The organism is Dietzia sp. IN118, assembly GCF_032905965.1.
Taxonomy (GTDB): Bacteria; Actinomycetota; Actinomycetes; order Mycobacteriales; family Mycobacteriaceae; genus Dietzia; species Dietzia kunjamensis.
The window spans coordinates 1,320,892-1,344,786 of the sequence record NZ_JAUMSR010000001.1 but is presented as its reverse complement, the minus strand read 5'-3'; the positions used below and the strand labels follow the sequence as shown (position 1 = coordinate 1,344,786).

General features: G+C 71.4%; 20 protein-coding genes and 1 pseudogene. 6 read left to right on the top strand and 15 right to left on the bottom strand.

All coding sequences use genetic code 11. The annotated features are described in order from the left end of the window. Positions 1 to 29: 29 nt before the first annotated feature. The 4 genes from folP to dapE form a co-directional block, all read right to left on the bottom strand. Positions 30 to 926, bottom strand: a complete 897-nt coding sequence (gene folP / locus Q2K20_RS06580) for a dihydropteroate synthase (protein WP_119191771.1) — start codon at positions 924 to 926, stop codon at positions 30 to 32. Beyond that, entirely contained in the window at positions 923 to 1,480 is a 558-nt protein-coding gene (locus Q2K20_RS06575; RefSeq protein WP_269501017.1) for a TIGR00730 family Rossman fold protein, read from the bottom strand. Before Q2K20_RS06575 ends, folP begins: the two co-directional genes overlap by 4 nt. Beyond that, positions 1,477 to 2,277, bottom strand: coding sequence for a TIGR00730 family Rossman fold protein (locus Q2K20_RS06570; protein WP_067718445.1), 801 nt, complete (start codon positions 2,275 to 2,277; stop codon positions 1,477 to 1,479). The genes Q2K20_RS06575 and Q2K20_RS06570 overlap by 4 nt, the downstream gene beginning before the upstream one ends. An 85-nt stretch (positions 2,278 to 2,362) precedes the next feature. Beyond that, positions 2,363 to 3,580 (bottom strand): succinyl-diaminopimelate desuccinylase, encoded by a 1,218-nt coding sequence (gene dapE / locus Q2K20_RS06565; RefSeq protein ID WP_269501548.1) that lies wholly within the window; start codon positions 3,578 to 3,580, stop codon positions 2,363 to 2,365. A gap of 7 nt (positions 3,581 to 3,587) precedes the next feature. Here dapE and dapD point away from each other — a divergent pair, with 7 nt between their 5' ends. Continuing rightward, positions 3,588 to 4,556 carry a 2,3,4,5-tetrahydropyridine-2,6-dicarboxylate N-succinyltransferase gene (gene dapD, locus Q2K20_RS06560; protein WP_067718447.1) on the top strand — a complete coding sequence of 323 codons (969 nt, stop codon included), beginning with the start codon at positions 3,588 to 3,590 and terminating at the stop codon, positions 4,554 to 4,556. A 120-nt stretch (positions 4,557 to 4,676) separates the two neighbouring features. On the opposite strand, the gene dapC is transcribed toward dapD, so the two are convergent. The 3 genes from dapC to Q2K20_RS06545 all read right to left on the bottom strand — a co-directional run bounded on the left by dapC (position 4,677) and on the right by Q2K20_RS06545 (position 8,784). After that, positions 4,677 to 5,789: a succinyldiaminopimelate transaminase gene (gene dapC / locus Q2K20_RS06555; RefSeq protein ID WP_268099746.1), complete on the bottom strand. Its 1,113-nt coding sequence runs from the start codon at positions 5,787 to 5,789 to the stop codon at positions 4,677 to 4,679. Between the two features lie 5 nt (positions 5,790 to 5,794). Next, a complete protein-coding gene (gene fdxA, locus Q2K20_RS06550; RefSeq protein WP_067718452.1) occupies positions 5,795 to 6,118 on the bottom strand; it encodes a ferredoxin in 324 nt (107 codons plus the stop codon). 86 nt (positions 6,119 to 6,204) lie between these two features. Beyond that, the gene (locus Q2K20_RS06545) at positions 6,205 to 8,784 is read right to left on the bottom strand and encodes a bifunctional FO biosynthesis protein CofGH (RefSeq protein WP_067718602.1); all 2,580 of its coding nucleotides are present in this window, start codon (positions 8,782 to 8,784) and stop codon (positions 6,205 to 6,207) included. Positions 8,785 to 8,883: 99 nt separating this feature from the next. Here Q2K20_RS06545 and Q2K20_RS06540 point away from each other — a divergent pair, with 99 nt between their 5' ends. Together Q2K20_RS06540 and Q2K20_RS06535 are read left to right on the top strand one after the other, a co-directional pair. Further along, the gene (locus Q2K20_RS06540) at positions 8,884 to 9,540 is read left to right on the top strand and encodes a PH domain-containing protein (RefSeq protein ID WP_096905226.1); all 657 of its coding nucleotides are present in this window, start codon (positions 8,884 to 8,886) and stop codon (positions 9,538 to 9,540) included. Then, positions 9,537 to 11,222, top strand: a complete 1,686-nt coding sequence (locus Q2K20_RS06535; protein WP_269501014.1) for a PH domain-containing protein — start codon at positions 9,537 to 9,539, stop codon at positions 11,220 to 11,222. Before Q2K20_RS06540 ends, Q2K20_RS06535 begins: the two co-directional genes overlap by 4 nt. Here Q2K20_RS06535 and Q2K20_RS06530 read toward each other — a convergent pair. From Q2K20_RS06530 to typA, 4 genes are read right to left on the bottom strand one after another with little or no spacing between them, the layout of a single operon-like run. Then, positions 11,193 to 11,621, bottom strand: coding sequence for a hypothetical protein (locus Q2K20_RS06530; RefSeq protein WP_120283651.1), 429 nt, complete (start codon positions 11,619 to 11,621; stop codon positions 11,193 to 11,195). The two genes, Q2K20_RS06535 and Q2K20_RS06530, sit on opposite strands and share 30 nt — an antisense overlap. Beyond that, positions 11,618 to 12,514, bottom strand: a complete 897-nt coding sequence (gene mshB, locus Q2K20_RS06525; RefSeq protein WP_269501008.1) for an N-acetyl-1-D-myo-inositol-2-amino-2-deoxy-alpha-D-glucopyranoside deacetylase — start codon at positions 12,512 to 12,514, stop codon at positions 11,618 to 11,620. Before mshB ends, Q2K20_RS06530 begins: the two co-directional genes overlap by 4 nt. Continuing rightward, positions 12,511 to 14,373: an ABC transporter substrate-binding protein gene (locus tag Q2K20_RS06520; RefSeq protein WP_269501007.1), complete on the bottom strand. Its 1,863-nt coding sequence runs from the start codon at positions 14,371 to 14,373 to the stop codon at positions 12,511 to 12,513. The genes mshB and Q2K20_RS06520 overlap by 4 nt, the downstream gene beginning before the upstream one ends. Before the next feature lie 11 nt (positions 14,374 to 14,384). Further along, positions 14,385 to 16,307 carry a translational GTPase TypA gene (gene typA / locus Q2K20_RS06515; RefSeq protein WP_067718464.1) on the bottom strand — a complete coding sequence of 641 codons (1,923 nt, stop codon included), beginning with the start codon at positions 16,305 to 16,307 and terminating at the stop codon, positions 14,385 to 14,387. Positions 16,308 to 16,664: 357 nt separating this feature from the next. On the opposite strand from typA, the gene Q2K20_RS06510 reads away from it, so the two are divergent. The 3 genes and pseudogenes from Q2K20_RS06510 to aqpZ all read left to right on the top strand — a co-directional run bounded on the left by Q2K20_RS06510 (position 16,665) and on the right by aqpZ (position 19,052). After that, positions 16,665 to 17,345, top strand: coding sequence for a hypothetical protein (locus Q2K20_RS06510; RefSeq protein ID WP_082924021.1), 681 nt, complete (start codon positions 16,665 to 16,667; stop codon positions 17,343 to 17,345). Continuing rightward, entirely contained in the window at positions 17,342 to 18,115 is a 774-nt protein-coding gene (locus Q2K20_RS06505; RefSeq protein ID WP_390890237.1) for an SIR2 family NAD-dependent protein deacylase, read from the top strand. The genes Q2K20_RS06510 and Q2K20_RS06505 overlap by 4 nt, the downstream gene beginning before the upstream one ends. Before the next feature lie 149 nt (positions 18,116 to 18,264). Further along, positions 18,265 to 19,052 (top strand): annotated as a pseudogene (gene aqpZ / locus Q2K20_RS06500) (aquaporin Z). Positions 19,053 to 19,151: 99 nt separating this feature from the next. On the opposite strand, the gene Q2K20_RS06495 reads toward aqpZ, so the two are convergent. The 4 genes from Q2K20_RS06495 to Q2K20_RS06480 form a co-directional block, all read right to left on the bottom strand. Then, a complete protein-coding gene (locus tag Q2K20_RS06495) occupies positions 19,152 to 20,006 on the bottom strand; it encodes a hypothetical protein (protein WP_269501002.1) in 855 nt (284 codons plus the stop codon). A 127-nt stretch (positions 20,007 to 20,133) separates the two neighbouring features. Further along, positions 20,134 to 21,363 carry an acetyl-CoA hydrolase/transferase family protein gene (locus tag Q2K20_RS06490; protein ID WP_083249746.1) on the bottom strand — a complete coding sequence of 410 codons (1,230 nt, stop codon included), beginning with the start codon at positions 21,361 to 21,363 and terminating at the stop codon, positions 20,134 to 20,136. Positions 21,364 to 21,485: 122 nt separating this feature from the next. After that, positions 21,486 to 22,472, bottom strand: a complete 987-nt coding sequence (locus Q2K20_RS06485) for a TIGR03560 family F420-dependent LLM class oxidoreductase (protein WP_269500999.1) — start codon at positions 22,470 to 22,472, stop codon at positions 21,486 to 21,488. A 79-nt stretch (positions 22,473 to 22,551) separates the two neighbouring features. Further along, positions 22,552 to 23,790 carry a glucose-1-phosphate adenylyltransferase family protein gene (locus Q2K20_RS06480; RefSeq protein ID WP_269500997.1) on the bottom strand — a complete coding sequence of 413 codons (1,239 nt, stop codon included), beginning with the start codon at positions 23,788 to 23,790 and terminating at the stop codon, positions 22,552 to 22,554. Positions 23,791 to 23,895: the final 105 nt, after the last annotated feature.

Here is a 23,895-nt window from a genome sequence, read left to right as displayed (position 1 = left end):
ACACGGCCCGCCCCTGGCGGTGTGGCAAGTCACGCCAGGCCGCGTACGGTTCGCGCAGGTCGGCGCGTCCCCACGATCGACGACACCATCTCGAGGGCGCGCAGTGTGCCCGGGACGTCGTGGGTGCGGAAGACCCGCGCCCCGAGGTAGGCCGCGACCGAGGTCGCCGCGAGGGTGCCCTCCGCGCGGTCGTCCACGCCCGCGTCCAGGGTCTCGCCGATGAAGTCCTTGTTGCTCAGCGCCATGAGGACCGGGTGCCCGACCGCCACGATCTCGTCCATCCGTCGCAACAACTCGAGGCCGTGGAAGGTGTTCTTGCCGAAGTCGTGGGTGGGGTCGATGAGGATGCCGTCCGGCGGGACACCGGCCGCCAGCGCGCGGTCGGCAGCTGCCGAGAGTTCGTCGACCACGTCGCGGACGACGTCGGCATACCCCACGCGGAACGGCCGCGTCCGGGGCACCGCGCCGCCCGTGTGCGAACAGACGAACCCGGCGCGCGCCTCCCCCGCCGCGGTCAGGACGCCGGGATCGTGCCCCGCCCACGTGTCGTTGACCAGGTCCGCCCCGGCCGCCAACGCGCGCCGGGCGACCTCGCCCCGCCAGGTGTCGATCGAGATCACCACGTCCGGGTGACGGTCACGCACGGCCTGTACGAACGGCACGACCCTGCGGGTCTCCTCCGCGGCGTCGACGAGGTCACCGGGCCCGGCCTTGACGCCGCCGATGTCGAGGATGTCTGCGCCGGCCGCCACCACCTCGTCGACCCGCGCCATCGCCGCCGTGTCGGTGAACGTGGCCCCACGGTCGTAGAAGGAGTCCGGCGTACGGTTGACGATCGCCATCACCAGCGGGCGATCGACCGGGACCGGGCGGCCACACAGGGTGGGCGCCGGCGCCGGCGCCGGAGCGGCACCGGCACCGGTCATCCCCGACCTCCACAGGCGTCGAGCGCGGCCTCGAGATCGTCACGCACGACCAGGCTCGCCATCGCCTCGTCCTTGACCAATCCGGCCTCCACCAACCCTCCGACCCAGTCCAGCAAGGGGCGGTAGAACCCGATCGGGTCGTAGAGCACCACCGGCTTGTGGTGGAAGCCCAGGGACGCCGAGGTCCACATCTCGAACATCTCCTCCATCGTCCCGATCCCGCCGGGCAGGGTGAGGAACGCGTCGGATCGTTCCTCCATCTCCCGCTTGCGTTCCCGCATGGTCGTGACGACGACGAGTTCGTCGGCCGCGGTGTCGGCGACCTCGCGGACCCGCAGCCCCTCGGGGATCACACCGACGGTGCGTGCGCCACCCGCGCGGGCCGACTCGGCGAGCGCACCCATCATCGAGACGTTGCCGCCGCCCGAGACGAGCGACCACCCGCGTCTGGCGATGCCCTCCCCCACCTGCGTCGCGATGGCCAGCATCTCCGGGTCGTACGTGGAGGAGGCGCAGTAGACGCAGACACGGCGACCGGCGACCGGCGCCGTCACCGCTCGACCCCGCGGTGCTCCTCGCCGTACAGGTCCTCCCGCTCCTCGGACGTCAGCGCCGCCCTGTGGTGGGCCTCGCGGATGTACTCCACGGTCTCCGCCACGGAGTCCGTCACCAGGAACAGGTCGGGGTCGGACGCGGAGATCATCCCCTCCTCCGCCAGCGTGCCGCGGATCCAGTCGGTCAGCGGGGCCCAGAAGTCCACGCCGAGCAGCACGATCGGGAACCTGGTGATCTTGTCGGTCTGGACGAGGGTGATGGCCTCGAAGAACTCGTCGAGGGTGCCGAACCCGCCCGGCGTGCACACGAAGGCCTGCGTGTACTTGACGAACATCGTCTTGCGGATGAAGAAGTAGCGGAAGTGCAGTCCCAGGTCCACCCACCGGTTCAGGCCCTGCTCGTGGGGCAACTCGATCCCGAGCCCGACAGACTCGCCATCCGCCTCCCACGCCCCCTTGTTCGCCGCCTCCATCTGCCCGGGGCCACCACCGGTGACCACCGCGTAGCCGGCCTCCACCAGCGCACGGCCCAACTCCACGGCCTGCTCGTACGCCGGGTCCCCGGGCCGGGTGCGGGCCGAACCGAACACACTGACGGCGTCCGACAGTTCGGCCAGCGCGCCGAAGCCGTTGACGAACTCGCTCTGGATGCGCAGCACCCGCCACGGGTCGGTGTGCAGCCAGTCGGTGTCCTGGTTCTTGTCCAGCAGCCGCTGGTCGGTGGTGGTGTGTTCGCCACCCTTCTCACGACGGACGAGGACGGGGCCTCGCATGTGCACGGGGTCGTTGGGGGCCATGGGCCGGGGGTCTCCTTCGATGATCTGGGGGTGGGGCCGAGAGTGGCGGTACCCGGGACATGGGCGATCCCGGGGCTCCCGCGCCCTAGCCGGTGAGGTAGGTGCGCAGCACCCTGCCGACCTCGGTGATCTGTGCCGCCGGACAGTACTCATCACGCTTGTGGGCCATGCCGGGGTCGCCGGGGCCGAGGTTGACCGCCGGGATCCCCAGGGCCGCGAAACGGGACACGTCGGTCCACCCGTACTTCGCACGGACCCGCCCGCCGGCCGCACGGACGAGTTCCGCCGCGGCCGGGGCCCCCAGACCGGGCAGCGCCCCCGGCGAGAGGTCGGTGAGTTCCCAGGACAGACCGGGCTCGGCGAGCGGGGTCTCCCCTTCCGCCACCCGTGGGAGACCGGTCAGCCCCAGTGCGTCGAGGGCGTGCGCGAGAGCGGCATCGGTGTCCCTGTCCGGGGCGGATCGGAAGTTCACGTCGAGCCAGGCCTCGTCCGGGACCGTGTTGCCGGCGACCCCCGCCGACATGCGGACGGCCTGCAGACCCTCGCGGTAGACGCACCCGTCGATGTCCACCGACCGGGCCTCGTAGGCCGCGAGTGCCCCCAGCACCGGCGCGAGCCGATGCACGGCGTTGTCGCCCAGCCAGCTCCGCGCCGAATGGGCCCGCACGCCGCGGGCGTGGACCCGGATCCGCAGGGTCCCCTGGCAGCCGGCCTCGATGAGCCCGCCGGTCGGCTCACCGAGGATGGCCACATCGCCCGTCAACCAGTCGCGGTGCGTGCGCTCGAGGACCCCCAGACCGTTGGCCGTGGCTTCGATCTCCTCGCAGTCGTAGAGCACCAGGGTGAGATCGTGCGCCAGCTCGTCGGAGTCCGCCAGCGCGGCGAAGAGGTGCAGGAACACCGCGTCCCCGGACTTCATGTCCACTGTCCCGCACCCGTGCAGGACCGTGTCCGTCCCTTCGCCGGTGACCCGGCACGGGACGTTGCCCGCCAGGGGGACCGTGTCGAGGTGTCCGGCGAGCACGACCCGGGTCGGGAGGCCCCGGGAGGTACGGGCGAGGACCCGGTTGCCGTCGCGGACCACCTCCGTCCGGTCGGCGGCGGGCCCGGTGAACCCGGCGACGGTCGCGACGAGAGCGTCGTGGACCGCGGCGGCGATCGCATCCTCCTCCCGTGAGGGACTGGGGATGTCGACGAGGGCGCGGGTGAGGTCGACCGGGTCGGCGGTCAGATCGAGGGCGGCGGTCACGGCCCCCACCCTAGTTGCCCGTGACCCGTGCCCGTCGGGGCAGACCGCTAGCATCGGGGCCATGAGTGCACATGGAGCCGTGGCCACCGGAATCGCCACCCTGACGTCCGACCACACCGTTCTCGACGTGTGGTACCCCGAGCCGGAGCTGGGCGCCGCGTCCGCCGGCGGTCACCGGGTGCTGTCCGGAGACGAGGTACCCGCCGAACTGTCGCCGCTGACCGGCGCCGACGCCGACCGGGGGGTCGAGACGGTGGCCGTGCGGGTGGAGATCGAGGACCTGACCCAGCCGCCGGCCGACGCCTACGACGCCTACCTCCGGCTCCACCTCATCAGCCACCGCCTCATCAAGCCGCATTTCGCGAACATGGACGGCTTGTTCGGCAAGCTCAGCAACGTCGTGTGGACCAACTTCGGACCGTGCGCGGTCCCGGGTTTCGAGCTGGTGCGCGCCAAGCTGCGGGCCCGCGGCCCGGTCACGGTGTACGGCGTGGACAAGTTCCCGCGCATGGTGGACTACGTGGTCCCGTCGGGCGTTCGCATCGCCGACGCCGACCGCGTCCGCCTGGGCGCCCACCTGGCCGAGGGCACCACGGTCATGCACGAGGGGTTCGTCAACTTCAACGCCGGCACGCTGGGCGCGTCGATGGTCGAGGGTCGCATCTCCGCGGGCGTCGTGGTCGGCGCCGATTCCGATGTCGGCGGCGGGGCCTCTATCATGGGCACGCTCTCCGGCGGCGGCAAGGAGACCATCTCGATCGGTGAACGGTGCCTGCTCGGGGCCAACTCGGGTGTCGGTATCTCGCTGGGCGACGACTGCGTGGTCGAGGCCGGGCTGTACGTCACCGCCGGCACGAAGGTGGATGTCCGGGCGGGCGCCTGGGCCGAGCGGGAGCCCGTGAAGGCCGGCCAGCTCTCGGGCATGGACAACCTGCTCTTCCGGCGCAACTCACTGACCGGTTCCGTCGAGGCGGTGCCGTGGAAGCGCGAGGGCGTCGAGCTCAACGCGGATCTGCACGCCAACGACTGACGCCGACGCTCATCGGCGGCGTCACCCTCCGTCGACAAGGACGTTCCGCACACATCGCCCGAGAGGCGGTGCGCGGAACGTCCTTCTCGATGGGGTGGCCGGGTGACGCGGGCGGCCTGCTCAGCCCAGTCGGCGCACGGCCTCGTCCACCGTGGCGTCGGTGGCGGTCAGCGCGATGCGGACGTGCCGCGCCCCGGCGGGTCCGTAGAACTCGCCCGGCGCGACGAGCACGCCGCGCTCGGCGAACCAGTCCACGGTGTCGCGGCAGGCCTCGTCGCGGCTGGCCCACAGGTACAGGCCGGCCTCTGAGTGATCGATCCGGAATCCGGCCGCCTCGACCGCGGGCAGCAGGCGTGCACGGCGGGCCCGGTACCGCTCACGCTGCTCGGCCTCGTGGGCGTCATCGCCCAGGGCGGCCGTCATGGCCGACTGGACGGGCAGCGGCATCATCATCCCGGCGTGTTTGCGCACCTCGAGCAGCTCGGCTACCAGGCCGGGGTCACCAGCGACGAACCCGGCGCGGTAGGACGCGAGGTTCGAGGTCTTGGACAGCGAGTGCAGTGCTAGGAGACCGGTGTGGTCGCCGTCGCAGACACGCGGATCGAGGATCGAGGGCGCCTCACCCTCCCACACCAGTCCGAGGTAACACTCGTCGGAGGCCACGATCACGCCGCGGTCGCGGGCCCAGCCGACCACCTTGCGCAGGTGGTCCACGCCGAGCACCTTGCCACTGGGGTTCGACGGCGAGTTGAGGTATAGCAACGTCGGCGAGGACGGGCCGAGCTGCATGAGCGAGTCGGCGCGAACCACCGTGGCCCCCGCCAGCAGTGCGCCGACCTCATAGGTCGGGTAGGCGACCTCGGGCACTACGACCGAGTGGCCCGGCCCCAGTCCGAGCTGGGCGGGCAGGCCCGCGATGAGTTCTTTTGTGCCGATCGCCGGTAGCACGGCGTCGGGAGTGAGCCCCGTGACGCCGTACCGGCGCTCCAGCGCGTCGACCGCGGCCCGCCGCAGAGCGGGGGTGCCGACGGTCGTGGGGTACCCGGGCCGGTCCGAGCCTGCGGCGAGCGCCTCGCGGATCACCGGGGCGACCGGATCCACGGGCGTACCGACGGTGAGGTCGACGAGACCGTCCGGGTGGGCGGAGGCGCGCGAGCGGGCGTCCGAGAGGGTGTCCCAGGGGAACACCGGGAGCGCGCGCCCGGGCGGTCGACGCTCCGGGCGCGACACCACCGGGGTCACTCCTGGTTCATGGGCGGGAGCGCCTTGACCATCGGGTGGTCGTAGTCGACCTTGCCGACCTTGGCCGCGCCGCCCGGCGATCCGAGCTCGACGAAGAAGTCCGCGTTCGCGGCGTTGTACTCGGTCCACTCGTCCGGGACGTCGTCCTCGTAGAAGATGGCCTCCACGGGGCAGACCGGCTCACACGCCCCGCAGTCGACGCACTCGTCGGGGTGGATGTACAACATCCGTCCACCCTCGTAGATGCAGTCGACAGGACACTCCTCGACGCAGGACTTGTCCATCACGTCGACGCACGGCTCTGCGATCGTGTAGGTCACGTCAGCCACCTTCCTCGTAGCGGTATGACCTGAATCGTATGTCACAGGCCACGCGGATGCGGAAGCCGCCCCGTGAGCCGATCGACCTATGTGGCGACGGTCACCCCGACGGGTCGGTGGGCGGGTCCGTAGACGGTGTCACGACGGCGGACCGGGCGTCCGATCCCGGTGGCGATCTCCTCGATCTCCTCCGGGGTCTTGGCCGAGCCGTTCTCTGCGCCGGCCATCCGCGAGATGGTCTCCTCCATCAGGGTCCCGCCCAGGTCGTCGGCGCCGGATCGCAACATGGTCCGCGTCCCCGCGACCCCGAGCTTGACCCAGCTCGTCTGCACGTGGTCGATCGCCCCGTGCAGCATGATGCGGGCCAGGGCGTGGACCGCGACGTTCTCCTCCCGGGTCGGTCCGGGCCGTGAGGCGCCGGCCAGGTACAGCGGCGCGCTGCGGTGCACGAAGGGCAGCGGGACGAACTCGGTGAAGCCGCCCGTGCGTTCCTGGATCCCGCGGAGGGTCCGCAGGTGGGCCACCCAGTGGCGCGGGGTGTCCACGTGGCCGTACATCATCGTCGAACTCGACCGCAGCCCCACCTCGTGGGCGGTGGTGACGATGTCGATCCACTCGGAGGCGGGGAGTTTGCCCTTGGTGAGGACCCAGCGCACCTCGTCGTCGAGGATCTCCGCCGCGGTACCGGGGATGGTGTCCAGCCCCGCCGCACGGAGCTCGGTGAGCCACTCCCGGACCCCCACGCCGGATCGCGAGGCGCCGTTGGAGATCTCCATGGGGCTGAACGCGTGCACGTGCATGGACGGCACCCGCTCCTTGACCGCGCGGACCAGGTCGGCGTACCCGGACACCGGCAGGTCCGGGTCGATGCCGCCCTGCATGCACACCTCGGATGCGCCGGAGACGTACGCCTCGTACGCCCGGTCGGCGACCTCGGCGGCGGACAACGAGAACGCGTCGGCGTCGCCCTTGCGCTGGGCGAAGGCGCAGAAACGGCAGCCGGTGTAACAGATGTTGGAGAAGTTGATGTTCCGGTTGACCACGTAGGTGACGGTGTCCCCCACCACGTCCGCGCGGATCCGGTCGGCGAGCCCCGCGAGGGCGGCCAGGCCGTCCCCGGTGGCTGTCGCCAGCGCGAGGTACTGCTCATCGGTGAGGCCGGCGGGGTCCGCCTCGGCGGCGCGCAGCGCGGCCACGACCTCGGCGTCGGCCCGCTCGGGGACCAGCGCCGCGGCCCCGAGCTCCGCCGCGCGGGCCCGGATGACGTCCCAGTTGCCGAAGGCCTCGCCGATGTCCGACCGGGTGTCCGTATTGCGGCCCTCGGAGTCGATCGCCGTGTGCAGATCGGTCCGTCCGCTCGAGTCCCAGTCGTCGTCGGGCTCCTGCCAGGGCCGTCCCTGCGGCTGCACCACCTCGTCGTCGTCCCCCACCACGGCGAGCCCGCTCGACGGGTCCGCCAGCGCACGGACGTGGCCCGCCACCCGCGGGTCGATCCACGCGTCTCCCGCACCGACGTAGCGGGGATGCGCGGTGAGTCGTTCGGTCAGCGTCCACCCGCGCGCGGCGAGGTCGGCGGTGAGCTCGTCGAGATGCGGCCACGGCCGCTCCGGGTTGACGTGGTCCGGGGTGAGCGGTGAGATGCCGCCCAGGTCGTCCACACCGGCGTCGATCAGGGCCAGCACGTCGTCGCGGTCGACGAGGTTGGGCGGGGCCTGCACGGCCACGCGCGGGTCGAGAACCAGTCGGGCGACGGCGATCGCGGCGAGGAACTCGTCGGTGTCCGCGTCGTCCGCGGCGCGCATCGCGGTGTCCGGCTTGGCGCGGAAGTTCTGGACGATCACCTCCTGCAGGTGACCGAACTCGCGGGCGAGCCCTGCCAGCGCGAGCAGGCTCTCCGCCCGCTCGGTGCGGTTCTCCCCGATCCCCACGAGGATCCCGGTGGTGAACGGCACGGCGAGGCGGCCCGCGTCGGTGAGGGTGCGCAGCCGTACGGCCGGATCCTTGTCGGGGCTGCCGTAGTGGCACTCGCCCGGGGTCGTGAACAGCCGGGTGGCGGTGGTCTCGAGCATCATGCCCATCGACGGGGCGACCGGCTTGAGCGTGGACAGTTCGGACCAGCTCATGACGCCCGGGTTGAGGTGCGGCAGCAGCCCGGTCTCCTCGAGCACCCGGATGGCCATGGCGCGCACGTAGTCCAGCGTCGAGGAGAAGCCGCGGGACTCGAGCCACTCCCGGGCCTCGGGCCAACGGTCCTCCGGCCGGTCCCCGAGGGTGAACAGCGCCTCCTTGCACCCGGCCTCCGCGCCGCGGCGGCACAGGTCCACGACCTCGTCGGGGTCGAGGAACATGCCCTCGCCCGCCGCGCGGAGCCTGCCCGGCACGGTGACGAACGTGCAGTAGTGGCAGCGGTCCCGGCACAGGCGGGTCAGCGGGACGAACACCTTGCGGGAGTACGTCACCACCCCGGGGCGCCCCTCGTCCACCAGGCGTGCGTCCCGGCGGCCGGCGGCGAGGGAGGTCAGCCGCGCCAGGTCCTCGCCCCGCGCGGCGAGCAGCACGGCAGCCTCGGTGACGTCCAGGGTGAGCCCGTCGGAGGCCCGGCGCAGGGCGCGCCGCATGGCCGACGCCGTGGGCCGGGGATCGGCGGGGTTCGGTGCGTGATCCATGCCCGTGATGATGCCCCACCTCGCGTGCGTGGCGAGCGGTCGGCGCTCCACGGGTGGTCAGGGGCCTGACGCGTCCTCCCGCCCACTAGTCTTACCGTCATGCCCGATCACGCAGTCCCCCTCCGCACGAACGGGGACCCCCTGGTGTCCAGCCCGGCCGCAGCCGACGGGGGTGCACACGCGCTCCGCGCGCCGCGCCCGACGCTCGACGAGCGGGACGCAGGCGGCGAACTGCCGGACACCGGCGATGCACTGCTGACGAACAACCGGGTGCTGGTCACCGCGCCGCGGCACCGGATCGAGAAGCGCACGCCGCTGCTCTTCGTGATCGAGGGGATCTGGTCCTGGGCGGTCCTCGCGGGCCTGCAGGTCGGCTGGTATTTCTGGGGCGACAACGTCATGGCGTTCTGGAACTGGGTGGCGCTGGCGGTGACGGTGCCGTTCGCGTTCATGGGCATCGTCGTGGCGCCGTGGTGGCGATACATCGTGGCCCGGTGGGACGTCTCGGACACGGCGGTGTGCTCACGCAAGGGGTGGTGGACCACCCAGTTCCGCATCGCGCCGCTGGCCCGTCTGCAGACCGTGTACACGACGCGCACGCTGTTCGAGCGGTGGTTCGGCCTGGCGACCGTCAACGCCTCCACCGCGTCCGCCCAGGGCACGGTGGAGATCCGCGGGCTCAACCTGGCCGACGCCGAGGCGCTGGCCCAGCACCTCATCGCGATCGCCAACCTGGACTCGGAGGACGGGACGTGACCGGGCCCGAGACGGCGGCCGGGGTGACGGCGGGGTCGGACGACGACGAGGGCGTCACCTCCGCTGGCATCGCCCCGGCTCCGGAAGCCGAACCGGCGGAAGAGGTCCTCTCGGCCGACGAACCCGCGATCGGGGAGAAGATCGACCCGGAGGCCCCGTGGCAGCGCCTGTCCTGGCGCATGCTGCTCGTGTACCCGCTGGGCATGCTGACCCGTCTGCTCCCGCTGTTCCTCATCTCCCTGTGGTTGGGCTCCAACCGGAGCAACTACTGGTTCGAGATTATCGTGGTCTCGCTGGTGATCCTCAGCGGTGTCCTGCGGTGGCTGTCGACCAGCTATCAGGTCGGCCGCACCCACATCATCCTGAAGAAGGGCTTCTTCAGTCGACAGGTGGTCACTGTCGCCCGTCAGCGCATCCGGAGCGTCGACACCGAGTCCGACCTGTTCCACCGGGTCCTCAAGGTCTCGATCGTGGAGGTGGGGACCGGGCGGGCCGACTCCGGGAAGTCGGACGCCGAGCGGTTCCGCCTCGACGCCATCGACACCACACTCGTCGACCCGCTGCGGGACGAGCTCCTCAAACACCGACGCGCCATGGACCCCTCGCTCGACGTGGAGGACGAGGAACAGTGGGGGTCGAAATACGGGGAGGACATCGCCCGGTGGAAGGTCACCTGGTCGCGGTTCGCGCCGTTCTCCTTCATCGGGTTCGGCGTGCTGTTCTCCCTGTGGCTCATCACCTGGCAGATGGGCGACATGCACGACCGCATCATGGACCTGGCGGTGGTCGAGGGGACCATCGACTGGCTGGATTCACTGGGGCAACCCTGGGCGTTCGTCGGCAAGGGGGTCGCGATCTGGCTGGTCGCCGGGGTGCTGGCGATCATCACCTACGCCATCCGGTACGGCAAGTACGCGCTGACCGACCGGGGCCAGCTGCTCTACGTTCAGAACGGCATCCTGCGGCGCAAGCACATCGCCCTCGACAAGGCCCGGTTGCGCGGCGTGGAGATGCGGCTGCCGGTCTACCTGCGGATGCTCGGCGGCGGCCGGCTGGAACCCATCATGACCGGCACCAAGAAGGGCGCCACCGCGTCGACCCTGCTGCCGCAGGCGCCGATCGCGGACGTGCGTCGGGTGGCGATCCGCATCCTCGGAAACGAGACGCCGGTGACCGTCCCGCTGCGGCGGCACCCGTGGAAGGCCTCCCGTCGGCGGGTCACCCGGGGCCTGCTCCCGTTCTGGATCGTCGCCGGGATCATCGTGCTGGTGCGGATCGACTCGGGCCCGTCGGCGGACATCTGGGTGCACTGGGGCATCCCCGCCGCACTGGTGTTCTTCGTGGTGCTGTCGGTGGACCGTATCCGCATGCTCGGACACGCGCTACTGCCGGAGGTGTTGGTGACCTCGAACGGGTCGTGGACCGCCAAGCGATCCGTTCTCGAGGCGGACGGGATCATCGGCTGGACCGTCACCCAGTCGGTGTTCCAGCGCACGGCGCGCGTCGCGACCGTCTCCGCGGCCACACCGGCCGGGAACGGCGTCTACTCGGTGGTCGACATCGACGCCGACGAGGCGTGGGCGCTCGCCGAGGCGCTGACGCCGGGGATCACCGACGTGTGGCACCACACCGGAGAGCCCGGGGGCCGTGTCTCACCGTCGATGGGCGTCCGACGCGGGTGACGGCCACAGCGTGGCCATCCACAGCGGGACCAGACCCCCGAACACCAGGAGCGCGAGCCCGCGCAGTCCGATCGGCACGGGCATGTCTCCCCCGGGGCCCAGATTGATCGCGACCAACGTGAGGATCCAGACGAGGGCGGGGAACGCCGCCACGATCTTCCGCTGCGACCACATCGACCCGACCCGCACCAGGAACAGCGACCACGCCCCGGCGGCGAGGACACTGATCGGGACCGGCACGAGACCGACATACATGGTCAGCCACGCCGAGGCGAGCACGCAGCTTGCCACCGCACCGATCGCGAGCAACACCAGCGCAGTCCCCAACTCGGCGACGGAAGCCGCCCGCGCACGCGGTACCACGGAGGCCCCCTGCGCGCCCTGCGCCGCGGCTGTCATGGTCGCTCCCCGCCCAGCCCGTCGAGCAGGTGCGCCGACCCGGCCGGGCACGTGACGTACGGCCCGTCGTCCTCGGCGCGGTCACGGGCGATGTACCACTCCACCTGGGGGACGGACTGCAGGACCCCGTTGGTCAGGGCGAGGAACCAGGGCTCCCCCTCCGGGCCGGGCACCAGCTCGAGCTGGGTGGCGTGTCCGGTCAGGGCGGCCAGTTTGGCGGCGTAGTCGGCGTCGTCCAGCGGGACGCGATGGGTCAGTCTCGAGTCCGGGACGGACGGCAGTTCGCCGGACTCCGGGTGCCGCAGGTGCGCGGGCGGCGCAGGGTGGGTCCGGGTGGTCTCCGACCGCGCGGTGACCGTCCAGGCCACGCGCTCCGGCCGGTGGGCGGCGTCCTCGATGGCGGCGTGCACCACCTCGTGGGCCCGGATGTGGTCGGGGTGGCCGTAGCCGCCCCGCGGGTCGTAGGTCACCACGAGATGGGGCCTGAAGTCGTCGAGGACGGCCACCACCTCGTCCACCGCCTCCCTGCCCGACTGCACGAACGCACGCGGGTGGTCGGCCGAGGGGGTCCCCGCCATCCCGGAGTCGCGCCACCGGCCGGCGCCGCCGAGGAAGCGGGTGCGGTCGACCCCGAGGGCACGCAGGGCACCCGCCAGCTCGCCGATCCGGTATCCGCCGAGTTGGTCGGCGCGGTCCGCGACGAGGCCGACGAACTCCTCGCCGAGCACCTCGCCCTCCTCCCCGAGCGTGCAGGTGACGACCCGGACGTCGGCACCGGCGGCGACCAGCGCGGCGATCGTGCCGCCGGTCGTGATCGCCTCGTCGTCGGGATGGGCGTGGACGAACAGGGCGCGCACGCCGTCGGCGGGCGGGGTCGCGGTGGTCGGTGTCATCCGGTCCTCCTCCAGGCGGGTGCGGTGTCGAACACGTCGGTGGCCGGCCTCTGGTCCGGGTCGTCGCGGGCAGGCTCCGTCCCGCTCACGTCGACCCCGTCGGCCGCCAGCAGCAGGGCCGGCCGCACGAGCGGCACCCGCAGGGCCAGTTCGGCGACCCTGTCGCCCGCGGCGGCGAGATCGACCACGGCACCCGGGGCGGGCGGGGCGCCCTGACCGGACGACCCCCCCGGCTCCGCCACGCCGAGCGCCCGGTTGAGCTCGGGGTCGCAGACTCCGGTGACGTCACCGGCCCGCGCGGCCGCGCCGCGGCCGAGTGTGCGCGAGGGGGTGGTGGGCGTCGTGGTGACGGTGGAGGTGGCACTCGTCCGTCGATCGGGGGTCTCCCCCGTGTCCGGGTCGGGCGGGATGAGGCTCGACACGGTCGTCGGCGTGCGGGACGGGGCCGCGGTCGTCGTCCCGGTGGCGGCCGGGGGGGTCGCGCAGGCGAAGCGCGACACCGCGGCGACCTCGGGCCGTCCGTCGGTCCGCTGCCAGCCCACAACGCCGTCGACGAGCCCGTGCGGGAGGGCGTCCGCGTACAGGGCGGTCGCGTCCAGCTCCCACACCCGGGCGCCGATCCCGGCAGAGCGCAGTTGGTCGGCGACGGTGTAGGCAGCGGTCACGGCCCGCTCGTCCGCACCCTCGACCCCCAGGGTCACGGCGAGCGGGGCCCCGTCACGTCGCCACCGCGTGCCCGTGCGGGTGAAGCCGGCGTCGCCCAGCGCGCGCTCGACGGCGTCCGCGTCAGCGGTGACGGTGTCGGCCGATCCCGCCGGGAACGGGAAGGATGACACGGACGGATCGGCCTCCCGCGTGACGATGCGCCCGACCACCTCGGGGTCGATCGCCGCGGCCACCGCGCGACGGACCGCCGGATCGGCCACCGCCGGCGCGACCGTGTTCAGCCCGAGTTCGAGCTGGGCCGCGCTCTCCAGGGGCGCGGTGGTCACTCCCGGGACCGTGGCGGCCACGTCTGCCGCCACCGGGTTCGCCGAGACGATCGCCATCACCCCGGGACCGCCCCTCAGCGCCTCGCCGAGCTGGCCGGCTCCGGTGGCGCGTCGCACGACGATCTGGTCGACCTCGGGCGCGCGGGCCCAGTACCGGTCGTTGCGCACGAATTCGATCTGCCCCCGGCCGATGTCGGCCGTGCGGATCATGAACGGACCCGCGCTCGTCACGGGCAGGAACTGCATCGAGCCCTGGAACCCGTCGGGCGCACCCTTGAGGATGTGCGCGGGGAGGAGGTGGGTGAACAGGCCCCGCCAGTGCTCCGGCACGACGTCGAACTCCACGTCGACGACCTTGCCGCCCGCACCGGAACGGACCTCCACGATCCTCTCGTACCCGGCCGGATCGACCACGCCGGGCTGGGTGGTCATCTGCCGCCAGAGGTACTCGAAGTCCTCCGCCGCGACGGGGACACCGTCAGACCACTGCGCCTGCTGATCGATCGTGTACCGGATGGTCGAGGGGGCCCCGGGGACCCGCGCGGCGGAGACCAGGAGATCCCGGTTGAGCGTCTGTTCGCCACCGGGGCCCGGGTCGAACGCGCTGGGCAGCAGCAGCGAGGCCACGAGGTCGGTGTCCACCCCCTGGTCGGCCAGGAGGTGCGGGTTGAACCCCGGGTCCACCCGGTTCAGCGCGAGCAGGAGACCGTCCTCCGTGAGGGTGACCGACGCGCCGTCGGTGCGCTCCTCGCCCACCACCGCCGGTGGGGGCGGGTCGGCGACGCACCCGGTGACGACGACGAGGGCCAGCGCGGCGCACACCGCGGCGGCACCCCGCCGGCGCACCGACGCCCCCCTCGTCGTCATCTGTTTCCGGTCTAGCCGACCGTCTGCTGGTCGCGCGACTTGGACCGGCTGCGGGCCTTGGCCCGCTCGTTGGCGGTGAGCAGGACCTTGCGCACACGGACCACCTCGGGGGCCACCTCGACACACTCGTCGACGGCACAGAACTCCATGGCCTCCTCGAGGGAGAGGTTCTTGTGCTTGGACAGCGTCTCGGTGGCGTCGGAGGAGGCCGCACGCATGTTCGTGAGCTTCTTCTCCTTGGTGATGTTGACGTCCATGTCCTCCGAGCGCGGGTTCTCCCCCACGACGACACCCTCGTAGACCTCGGAGCCGGGCTCGATGAAGAAGTCACCGCGGTCGGCCAACCCGAGCAGCGCGAACGTGGTCGCCTTGCCCGCACGGTCCGCGACCAGCGAACCGGTGTGCCGGGCCCGGATCTCCCCGGCCCACGGCTCGTACCCGGCGGAGTACGAGTTGGCGATCCCCGCACCCCGGGTATCGGTCATGAAGGTGGTCCGGAAACCGATGAGGCCGCGCGCGGGGACGGTGAACTCCATGCGCACCCAGCCGGAGCCGTGATTGCTCATCTGCTCCATGCGGCCCTTGCGGGCGGCCATGAGCTGGGTGACCGCGCCGAGGTGCTCCTCGGGGACGTCGATGGTCATGTGCTCGAACGGCTCGTGGAGCTTGCCGTCGATCGTCTTGGTGACCACCTGCGGCTTGCCGACGGTGAGCTCGAACCCCTCGCGGCGCATGGTCTCGACGAGGATGGACAGCGCCATCTCGCCACGACCCTGCACCTCCCAGTCGTCGGGCCGCTCGGTGTCGAGCACCTTGAGTGAGACGTTGCCCACGAGCTCCTGGTCGAGGCGCGCCTTGACCATGCGCGCGGTGAGCTTCTTGCCGCCGTTCCGGCCGGCCAGGGGCGAGGTGTTGACGCCGATGGTCATGGAGATGGCGGGCTCGTCGACCGTGATGGCCGGGAGGGCGACCGGGTTCTCCGGATCCGCCAGCGTGTCACCGATCATGATGTCGCTGATACCGGCGACCGCGACGATGTCGCCGGCGACGGCCTCCTCGGTGGGCACCCGCTCGACACCGTCGGTCTTGAGCAGCTCCGAGATCTTGACGGACTTGGTCTCCTGCTCGCCGCCCGGCAGGTTGTGGATCCACGCGACCTGCTGCCCCTTGCGCAGCCGGCCGTTGTGGATGCGCACCAGACCGATACGGCCGAGGAAGTTGGAGGCGTCCAGGTTGGTGACGTGGGCCTGAAGCGGGGCGTCGGCGTCTCCGCGGGGGGCGGGGATCACGTCGTAGAGGAGCGCGAACAGCTCGTCGAGGTTCTCCCCCTCCGGCTCCTGGCCGTTGGCCGGCTGGGTGGTGGACGCCTTGCCGGCGCGGCCGGAGGCGAAGACCACGGGCAGCTCGAGCGCGTGCTCGGCGGCGGCCTGGGCGGCGGGGTCCTCCAGATCGGCCGCGAGATCGAGGAGCAGGTCCTGGGCCTCCTCGACGACCTCGTCGATCCGGGCGTCCGGCCGGTCGGTCTTGTTGACGACGATGATGACCGGCAGGGAGGCGGCGAGCGCCTTGCGCAACACGAAGCGGGTCTGCGGCAGCGGCCCCTCGGAGGAGTCGATGAGCAGGACGACGCCGTCCACCATGTTCAGGCCACGCTCGACCTCGCCGCCGAAGTCCGCGTGGCCCGGGGTGTCGATGATGTTGAAGACGAGGTCGGCGCCACCCGCACCCGCGCCGTGTCGTCGCACGGAGGTGTTCTTGGCGAGGATCGTGATGCCCTTCTCACGCTCGAGGTCGCCCGAGTCCATGACCCGGTCCACGAGCTCCGCGCGTTCGTCGAACGCGCCGGACTGGCGCAGCATCGCGTCGACGAGTGTCGTCTTCCCGTGGTCGACGTGGGCGACGATTGCGACGTTGCGGAACTCGGTCAAGGCCATACGCTGGGTTCTCCCTCGGAGGCTTACGGGCGCCCGGGGCGGCTCGTGGGCCGCCGGGCTGGTGGTGGGAATCGACGGCGCTAGTCAGCCGCGATCCACAGGCGCGTCCGGTCGAGCGCGCGTGCGGATCCACTTTACCCGCTGATCCGGACGATTCCCCCATCCTGAGACCACCCCGACAGTGCGGACGCCCTGTGTGTTATTTACATCACGTATAACTTCTGTAACATCAGCACCAGAACGCGCGTCTGCCCGACTCCCGGTGCCCGTGACTCGGGACACTTATGAGAATATCTAGCGGTCGACCGGTCGGCCCGTCCGCCGGTCCGCCCGCCCATCCGAAGAATGGACTCGCCAGTGATCCGCCACTCGCTCAGGACCTCGTTCCGGACCATCGGTCTCGGGGCCGTCGCCGCCGTCGCGGTCGGTCTCGCCGCACCCGCCACCGCCAGCGCGCAGTCGCTCGACGAACTGGGGCGCCCGACCGAGCCCGTGCTCCAGGCGATCGAGAACCTCGCCGAGCAGCAGTGGATCCCCGAGGAGACCCGGGGCACCATCGCCCGCGCCGTCGGGTTCTTCCGTGGCACCGGCGAACCCGGCACCCCGATTCCCGAGAACGGCCCGGTCATCGCACAGTTCGCCTACCCCACGATCATGCAGCAGTGCATCGGCGGTGAGCAGACCGCCGTCGGTGCCGCGACCGCCGTGCCCGGCCCGGCCGATCTGCCGCTGCCCGGCATCGCCCCCGGCCATCTCGGTTTCATCTTCACCGCCCTGGGCACCGAGGGTGTCGCGGCCCAGCAGGCCCAGCCCATGACCGTCGACTGGATCAACGTCAACAACGGTCGTCGCGGTACCACCGTCCTCGGGTACAACGGCCTCAACGAGGGTGGCCCCGCCACCGTCAACGGGGTCGCCGACACGGGCCCGGGCCAGGTCCTCATGCTCCTGCAGGGTGGCGTCACCACGAACCTGGAGGAGGGCGGGACCGCCAACTGCGTCGCCTTCCCCACCGTGGGGACCGCGTTCGTCCGGTGACCGCCGACGGTAGCGGGCCCCACCCCGTCGCCGACCAGGACCTGACCGAGGCCCGTCTCGCCCTCGCCGGCGACGGGCCTCTGGTCGTTCTCAGTGGCGCCGGGATGAGCGCCGAGAGTGGTGTGCCCACCTTCCGCGACGCCCAGACCGGCCTGTGGGAGCGGTACGACCCGTCCGCACTGGCCACGCCGGAGGCCTGGGCACGCGACCGGGACACCGTTTGGGCCTGGTACCGCTGGCGCGAGCGCCTGGTCTCCGGCGCGGAGCCGAATGCCGGGCACGTCGCGGTGGCCCGCGCCCAGGCCCACCGTGACGTCGTGGTGGTCACGCAGAACGTCGACGACCTCCACGAGCGCGCCGGATCGAGCCGGGTGCACCACGTTCACGGGAGTCTGTTCGCCCACCGCTGCGACACCTGCGACGCTCCGATGGAGGTCGGCCCTCCTCCCGCCGAGCCCGTCGACCGCCTCACCCCGCCGAGCTGCGACCGGTGTGGCGGGCGCGCCCGACCGGGCGTCGTGTGGTTCGGCGAGATGCTCCCGGGCCGGCCCTGGGACGCGGCAGTCGACGCGGTCACCTCGGCCGCGGCGGTGCTCGTCGTCGGCACCTCCGGCCTGGTCCACCCCGCGGCGTCACTACCCGGACTCGCCGCCGACGCCCGGATCCCGGTGGTCGAGGTGAACCCGGGCCCCTCGAGACTCGGCTCCGAGGTCTCGGTTCACGTCCGGGCCACCGCAGGGCAGGCGCTTCCTCACCTCTTGGCACCCTGATCCCCTCGGGCCGCCTTACGGCCCTGCCACACACCGGCTGGCGGAAACCTCTCTGGGGCCGATAGAGCGCGCTAGCGTAGCGCGCAGGGACCCACGCCCGGAGTTCCCGCTCCTCCGTTCGCACGGAGGCCAGGACCGGAGGTCACCTCATGTCTGATTCGTCCCCGGCAACCCCGTCTACCGCCCCGGCCACCACCGCGGTCATCGCCGCCGAGCTGATCGGCACCTTCTGGCTCGTCCTCGGCGGTTGCGGCACCGCCGTGTTCGCGGCCGTCCAGATCGCCACCGCCGATACCGGCGACGTCCCCGTCGGCGTGGGATACCTCGGGGTCGCGATCGCGTTCGGACTGACCGTCCTCACGGCGCGTACGCGTTCGGCCACATCTCGGGCGGTCACTTCAACCCCGCCGTGACCATCGGCGCCGCGGTCGCGGGCCGACTTCCCTGGGCGAAAGTGCCCGTCTACATCGTCAGTTAGGTCGTCGGGGGTCTGGTCGCGGGCGCGCTGATCCTCGTCGTGGCGAGCGGAAAAGACGGATTCGAGGCCACCGGCAGCATGGCCGCCAACGGCTACGGGGCCAACTCGCCCGACGGCTACGGCCTGCTCTCGGCGCTGCTCATCGAGATCGTGCTCACGGCCCTCTTCGTGTGGGTCATCCTCGGCGCCACCGATCACCGGGCCCCCGCCGGCTTCGCGCCCGCGGCCATCGGCCTCACACTGACGCTCATCCACCTCATTTCCATCCCGATCACCAACACATCGGTGAACCCGGCACGGTCGACGGCCGTGGCGTTCTTCAACGGGGGCGGCGCACCGGGCCAGCTGTGGCTGTTCTGGGTGGCACCGGTCGTCGGTGCCCTGATCGCCGGAATCCTGTACGGCCCGTTGTTCGGCGCTCACGGGCTCAACGGTCGATCCGTGGCCGTCTCGGCCTGACGCACTGCCGACGGGGTCAACACGAAGGGCCCGAGGGAGAACTTCCTCCCACGGGCCCCTCATCGATGCGGCCGCTGCGAGGCGCGAGGCCTCCTCCGGTCAGTGGCGGGGTTCATCCCCGCGGGTCCGGCCCAGCATCTTGTCCACGATGCCCGGCTTGTCGTCAGGATGACGGTCCGGATCGACGGTGTCGCCGGGCGTCCCGGTCCGGTGCCCCGACCTCGCCTGCGGATCAGAACCACCGGGGACATCGTCGGTCCGGGCGTGGCGCCCGCCGGCGTCACCCGCGCCGACTCCGGATGCTCCCGCGGCCGCGGCACCCGCTCCGTGGCGGCCCCGGTCACCGGAGTCGTTACCGGACCCGGAAGTGGCGGACGAGCCCATACCGGTCCCGGTGGCCATCCCTCCGTGATCGGTGCCACGGCCACGCCCCTCGTCGGAGACCCGGTCACCGCGCAACGCACCGCGGTCGTGATCGTGACCGCGGTCGCGATCATGGCTCAGGTCGCCGCCATGGTCGCGATCGTGCGTGAGACCCCGATCGCCACCGTGGTCGCGATCGTGCGTGAGACCCCGATCGCCGTGGTCGCGACCGCGGTCGAGGTCATCAGCACGGCCCTTGGGATCGAGCTTCTCGGCGGTCTGTTCCATCCGCCGGACATCGTGCTTCTGCTCGTCGACGGTGCCGCGCTGCCGCTCGGCCTCCACCCGGAGCTTGTCGGCCTCGGCGGCCTTCGCACGGGCCTCCTGCTCGGCTGCACCCGCCCGGTGCTCCTGCTCGCGGACGACCGCGTCCTGCTGCTCGAGCTGCTGCTCGCGTTCTCGTGCGCTGCGCCGCAGTTCCGCGGCCTCGGTGAGCTTCTTCCGGTTGCTGCTCTTGACGGCCATCGCGATGAGCGCGATCACGATGATCAGCGCGATCACCCCGATGATGATCCAGATGATGGGGTCCACAGCTGCCTCCCTTTCAGGGGTCGGGTTGCGTCTGGAACGTAACCCCACCCCCAGACGGGTGCCACCGGTCGCGCCCGTGGCGGTATTGGCTCGGCGCCCGCGGCACCGGCCCGGCGCGCGGTGACCGCTAGTGGTGAGCCCGCGGGAGCAGTCCCGCCTCCCGCGCCTCCCGGCTGAGCCGCTCCCGGTGATCCGGGTGCGCCACAGCGATCAGCGCCGCCGCCCGCCCGGCCACCGATTTGCCCCTCAGCTCCGCGATACCGAACTCGGTGACGACGTTCTCGATGATGTTCTTGTGGGTGGTGACCGGACTGCCGGGCGTGAGCGACAGGGAGATCCTGCTGACGCCCCCGGAGGTCTGCGACGGGGTGACGATAAACCCGTGGCCTCCCGGGGAGAAGGTGCAGCCCCGGGCGAAATCCGCCTGTCCCCCGGCACCCGACCAGTACCGGCCGCCGATGGTCTCCGAGGCCGCCTGCCCGAACAGGTCCACCTCGCTGGTCGCGTTGATCGAGTAGAGATTGTGCTCCTGGCCGATCACCCTCGGGTCGTTGACGATGTCCACGGGGAGCATCGCCACCGACGGGTTGTTGTGGAGCCAGTCCATGAGTCGCTGCGACCCGAGTGCGAAGGTGGTGACGTGCTTGAACGGCCGCCCCGTCTTGCGCGACCCGTCGATCACCCCTGCCTCGACGAGGTCCATCACCCCGTCGGACAACGCCTCGGTGTGGATCCCCAGATGACGGTGATCCGTCAGTCGGGACAGGAACGCGTTGGGTAGCCTGCCGACCCCGAGTTGGAGACAGGCCCCGTCGGGGACACGGTCGGCGATGACGTCCGCGATCGCGTTGTCCGTCTCCCCCGGTGGCGGCGCCTCCATGGTGATCATCGGGGTGTCGTTACGGGTCACGCCCACCACCTGGGAGATGTGGATGTGGTTGCGCCCGAAGGTGCGGGGCATGTGCGAGTTGACCTCGACGAAGAACGGCACCTGGCCGATGAACGAGGCCACGTAGTCGGCGTTCGTGCCCATCGAGAAGAAACCGTGCTCGTCGATCTCCGACACCGTGGCGATCGCCAAGCCGGGGGGCGAGAACTCACGCAGCGTGGCCGGCACCTGCGCGAAATCGACGGGGATGAGGTCGCAGTGGCCCCGATGGAAGTTCTCCCGCGACCCGCGACCCAGGAAGTAGTCGACGTGCCGGAGCCTGCCCGGGTAGGCCCCCTCCATGAACGGCAGCGACTCCCAGGGATCCATGTGGTGGACCGTCACGTCGTCCAGTCCGGCGGCCCCGGCGTCCAGCGCCCGCAGCAGCGCGGGCGGGGCGGCGTTCTGGATGGGCACGATGACGTGCATTCCCGGCGTGATGTGGTCGAGGACCGCCTCGGCCGGACGCTCCTCGTACTCGACGTTCCTCGTCACTGACCCCTGCTCTCGTAGTTCCGGACGTCGCGGTGCGGTGACACACCCCGGCGGTTTCAGGACAGGGCCGGGATGACCTCGCGCTCGAACAACTCGAGTCCGGAGGTGTCGGTGGCGATCTCGGGGAAGTAGAAGATGCCGTACTCCATTCCCAACGCCTCGAGCTCGGTCAGCTTCTCGACGATCTGCTCCGGCGTCCCCACCGCCGGGAGCCCGCGGTACGCGCCGAGCTGGAGCTCTGCCTCGTCCTCACCGACGTGCGTCGCCATCCGGCCCTTCAGGTACGCCAGCCGATCCGCGACGTCCTTCTCGGTCTCCCCGATCGCCACGTTGTAGTTCGCGGTCCGGGTGATCTCCGCCGGGTCACGACCGACGTCCCGACAGTGCCCGAACAGCACCTTCGACTTGTGGTCGAAGCCCTCGGCGGTGCCGTCGAAGTTGGTGTAATCCGCGTACCTCGCGGCGGTGCGGAGGGTCTTGCGCTCGCCCCCGCCCGCGATCCACAGGGGTATGCCACTCTCCTGCAGAGGCGTCGGCTGCACGATCGCCCCGTCGACCCGGTAGTGCTCGCCGTCGAGTGAGACCACACCGTCGGACCACGCCTCGGACAGGATGCGCAGGCCCTCGTCGAGCATGGCCAACCGATCACCCGCGGAGGGGAATCCGTAACCGTACGCCCGCCATTCGTGCTCGTACCAGCCCGCGCCGATCCCCATCTCCACCCGGCCGCCGGAGATGTGGTCGACCGTCGCGGCGATCTTCGCCAGCAGGGCCGGGTTGCGGTATCCGAGGCACGTGCACATCTGACCCAGTCGGACCCGGGAGGTGGTCGCACCGAGCGCCGACATCAGACTCCATGCCTCGTGAGTCGCCTCGGTCGAGGTGAGGGGCGCGGTGTGCATGTGGTCGTACACCCACACCGACTCCCACGGCCCGGCGTCCGCGCGGGCGGCCAGGTCGGAGATGACCGGCCAGTGACGGGCGGCCGGCACGTCGACCAGGTCGAGGCGCCAACCCTGGGGCAGGAACAGTCCGAATCGCATGGGGCCGAGCCTAGCCCCGGAACCCGGCCCGGGTGGCCGACCCACGACCGGTTCCGACGGGTGGGCCAGCGCTACCAGATCAGACGCTGCGGTCCTCGTCGTCGTCATCGGGTGGGTCCAGCGTCCCGGCGGCGAGCGCGAACCCGGCCAGACGGGGTCCGTCCGGGGCGCTGCCCAACAGCGCGACGCGCACCGTCGACTCGGTCGCACCGGGCTGCCGTTCGCCGATCCTCGCGTCGGCGGGGACCTCCACGTCGGCATCGACGACCGCGGTCTCCACGTGCGCACCGGACCGGACCACGGCACCCGGCAGGATGACGCTGTCCCGGACCCTGGCGCCCGCCTCGATGACCGCCCCGGGCCCCACGACGGAATGCTCGACCGTCCCGTGGACCACCGCGCCGTGGCCGAGGAGTGACCCGACGACCTGCGCCGCCTCCCCGGTGCGGGCGGGACCGCTGAACGCCGACGCGGTGCGCAGCGACCACCCCGGGACGTCCAGCTCGTGGACCGGGGAGTCGCCGAGGAGGTCCATGTGGCCGGCCCAGTAGGACTCGACGGTCCCCACATCCCGCCAGTACCCCTCGTGCCGCCACTCCCGGGCGTGCCCCGCCCCGACCATGGCGGGCAGGATGTTGTCCCCGATGTCGCCCAGGTCCCCGGCGCCGCCGGCGGTGACGACGTCCTCGTGGGCCCGCTCGAGGTAGCTAATGAGGGCGGTCGTGTTGAAGACGAAGATCTCCGCGCAGATCAGGTCGCCGTCCGGATCGTCCGGCTTGTAGCGGTACTCGGTGACGGCCCTGTCCTCGCCCACCCGGACCACTCCGTAGCGGGAGGCGTCCTCGGGGGCCACGCGAGTGGTGACCATCGTGAGCTCGGCGAACGAGTCCAGGTGATCGCGGACCAGTTCGTCGTAGTCGAGGCGGTACACCGCGTCCGCACTGACCACGACCGTGACGTCCGGGGCCGCCTCGCGCAGGGGCTCGATCTGCTTCCACAGTGCGTCCGCGGTCCCCGAGTGGAAACCGTCCCGGCCCGTGCCCTGCGACGGGTGCAGCACCAGCAGACCGCCGTCGAGTCGGTCGAGATCCCACGGGCGGCCGCTCCGCAGATGGGACCCCAGGGACACCGGATGGAACTGCTGCACCACCCAGACATCCCTCAGGCCCGAGTTGGCGGCGTTGCTCAGGGAGAAGTCCACCAGCTGGTACCCGGCCCCGTAGGGAACGGCCGGCTTGGCCCGGTCCCGGGTGAGCGCACGGAGCCGGGAACCGGCTCCACCTGCGAGGACTATGGTGACGACCGACAGCGGCGCCATGCGAGGTCTCCTCTCCGGTCAGGCGTGGGACTACCCACCCCATGCGAGTACGACACTCTAACCGGACTGCGGCGTCATCCCACCGGTCGCCAGGCACCGTGTGAC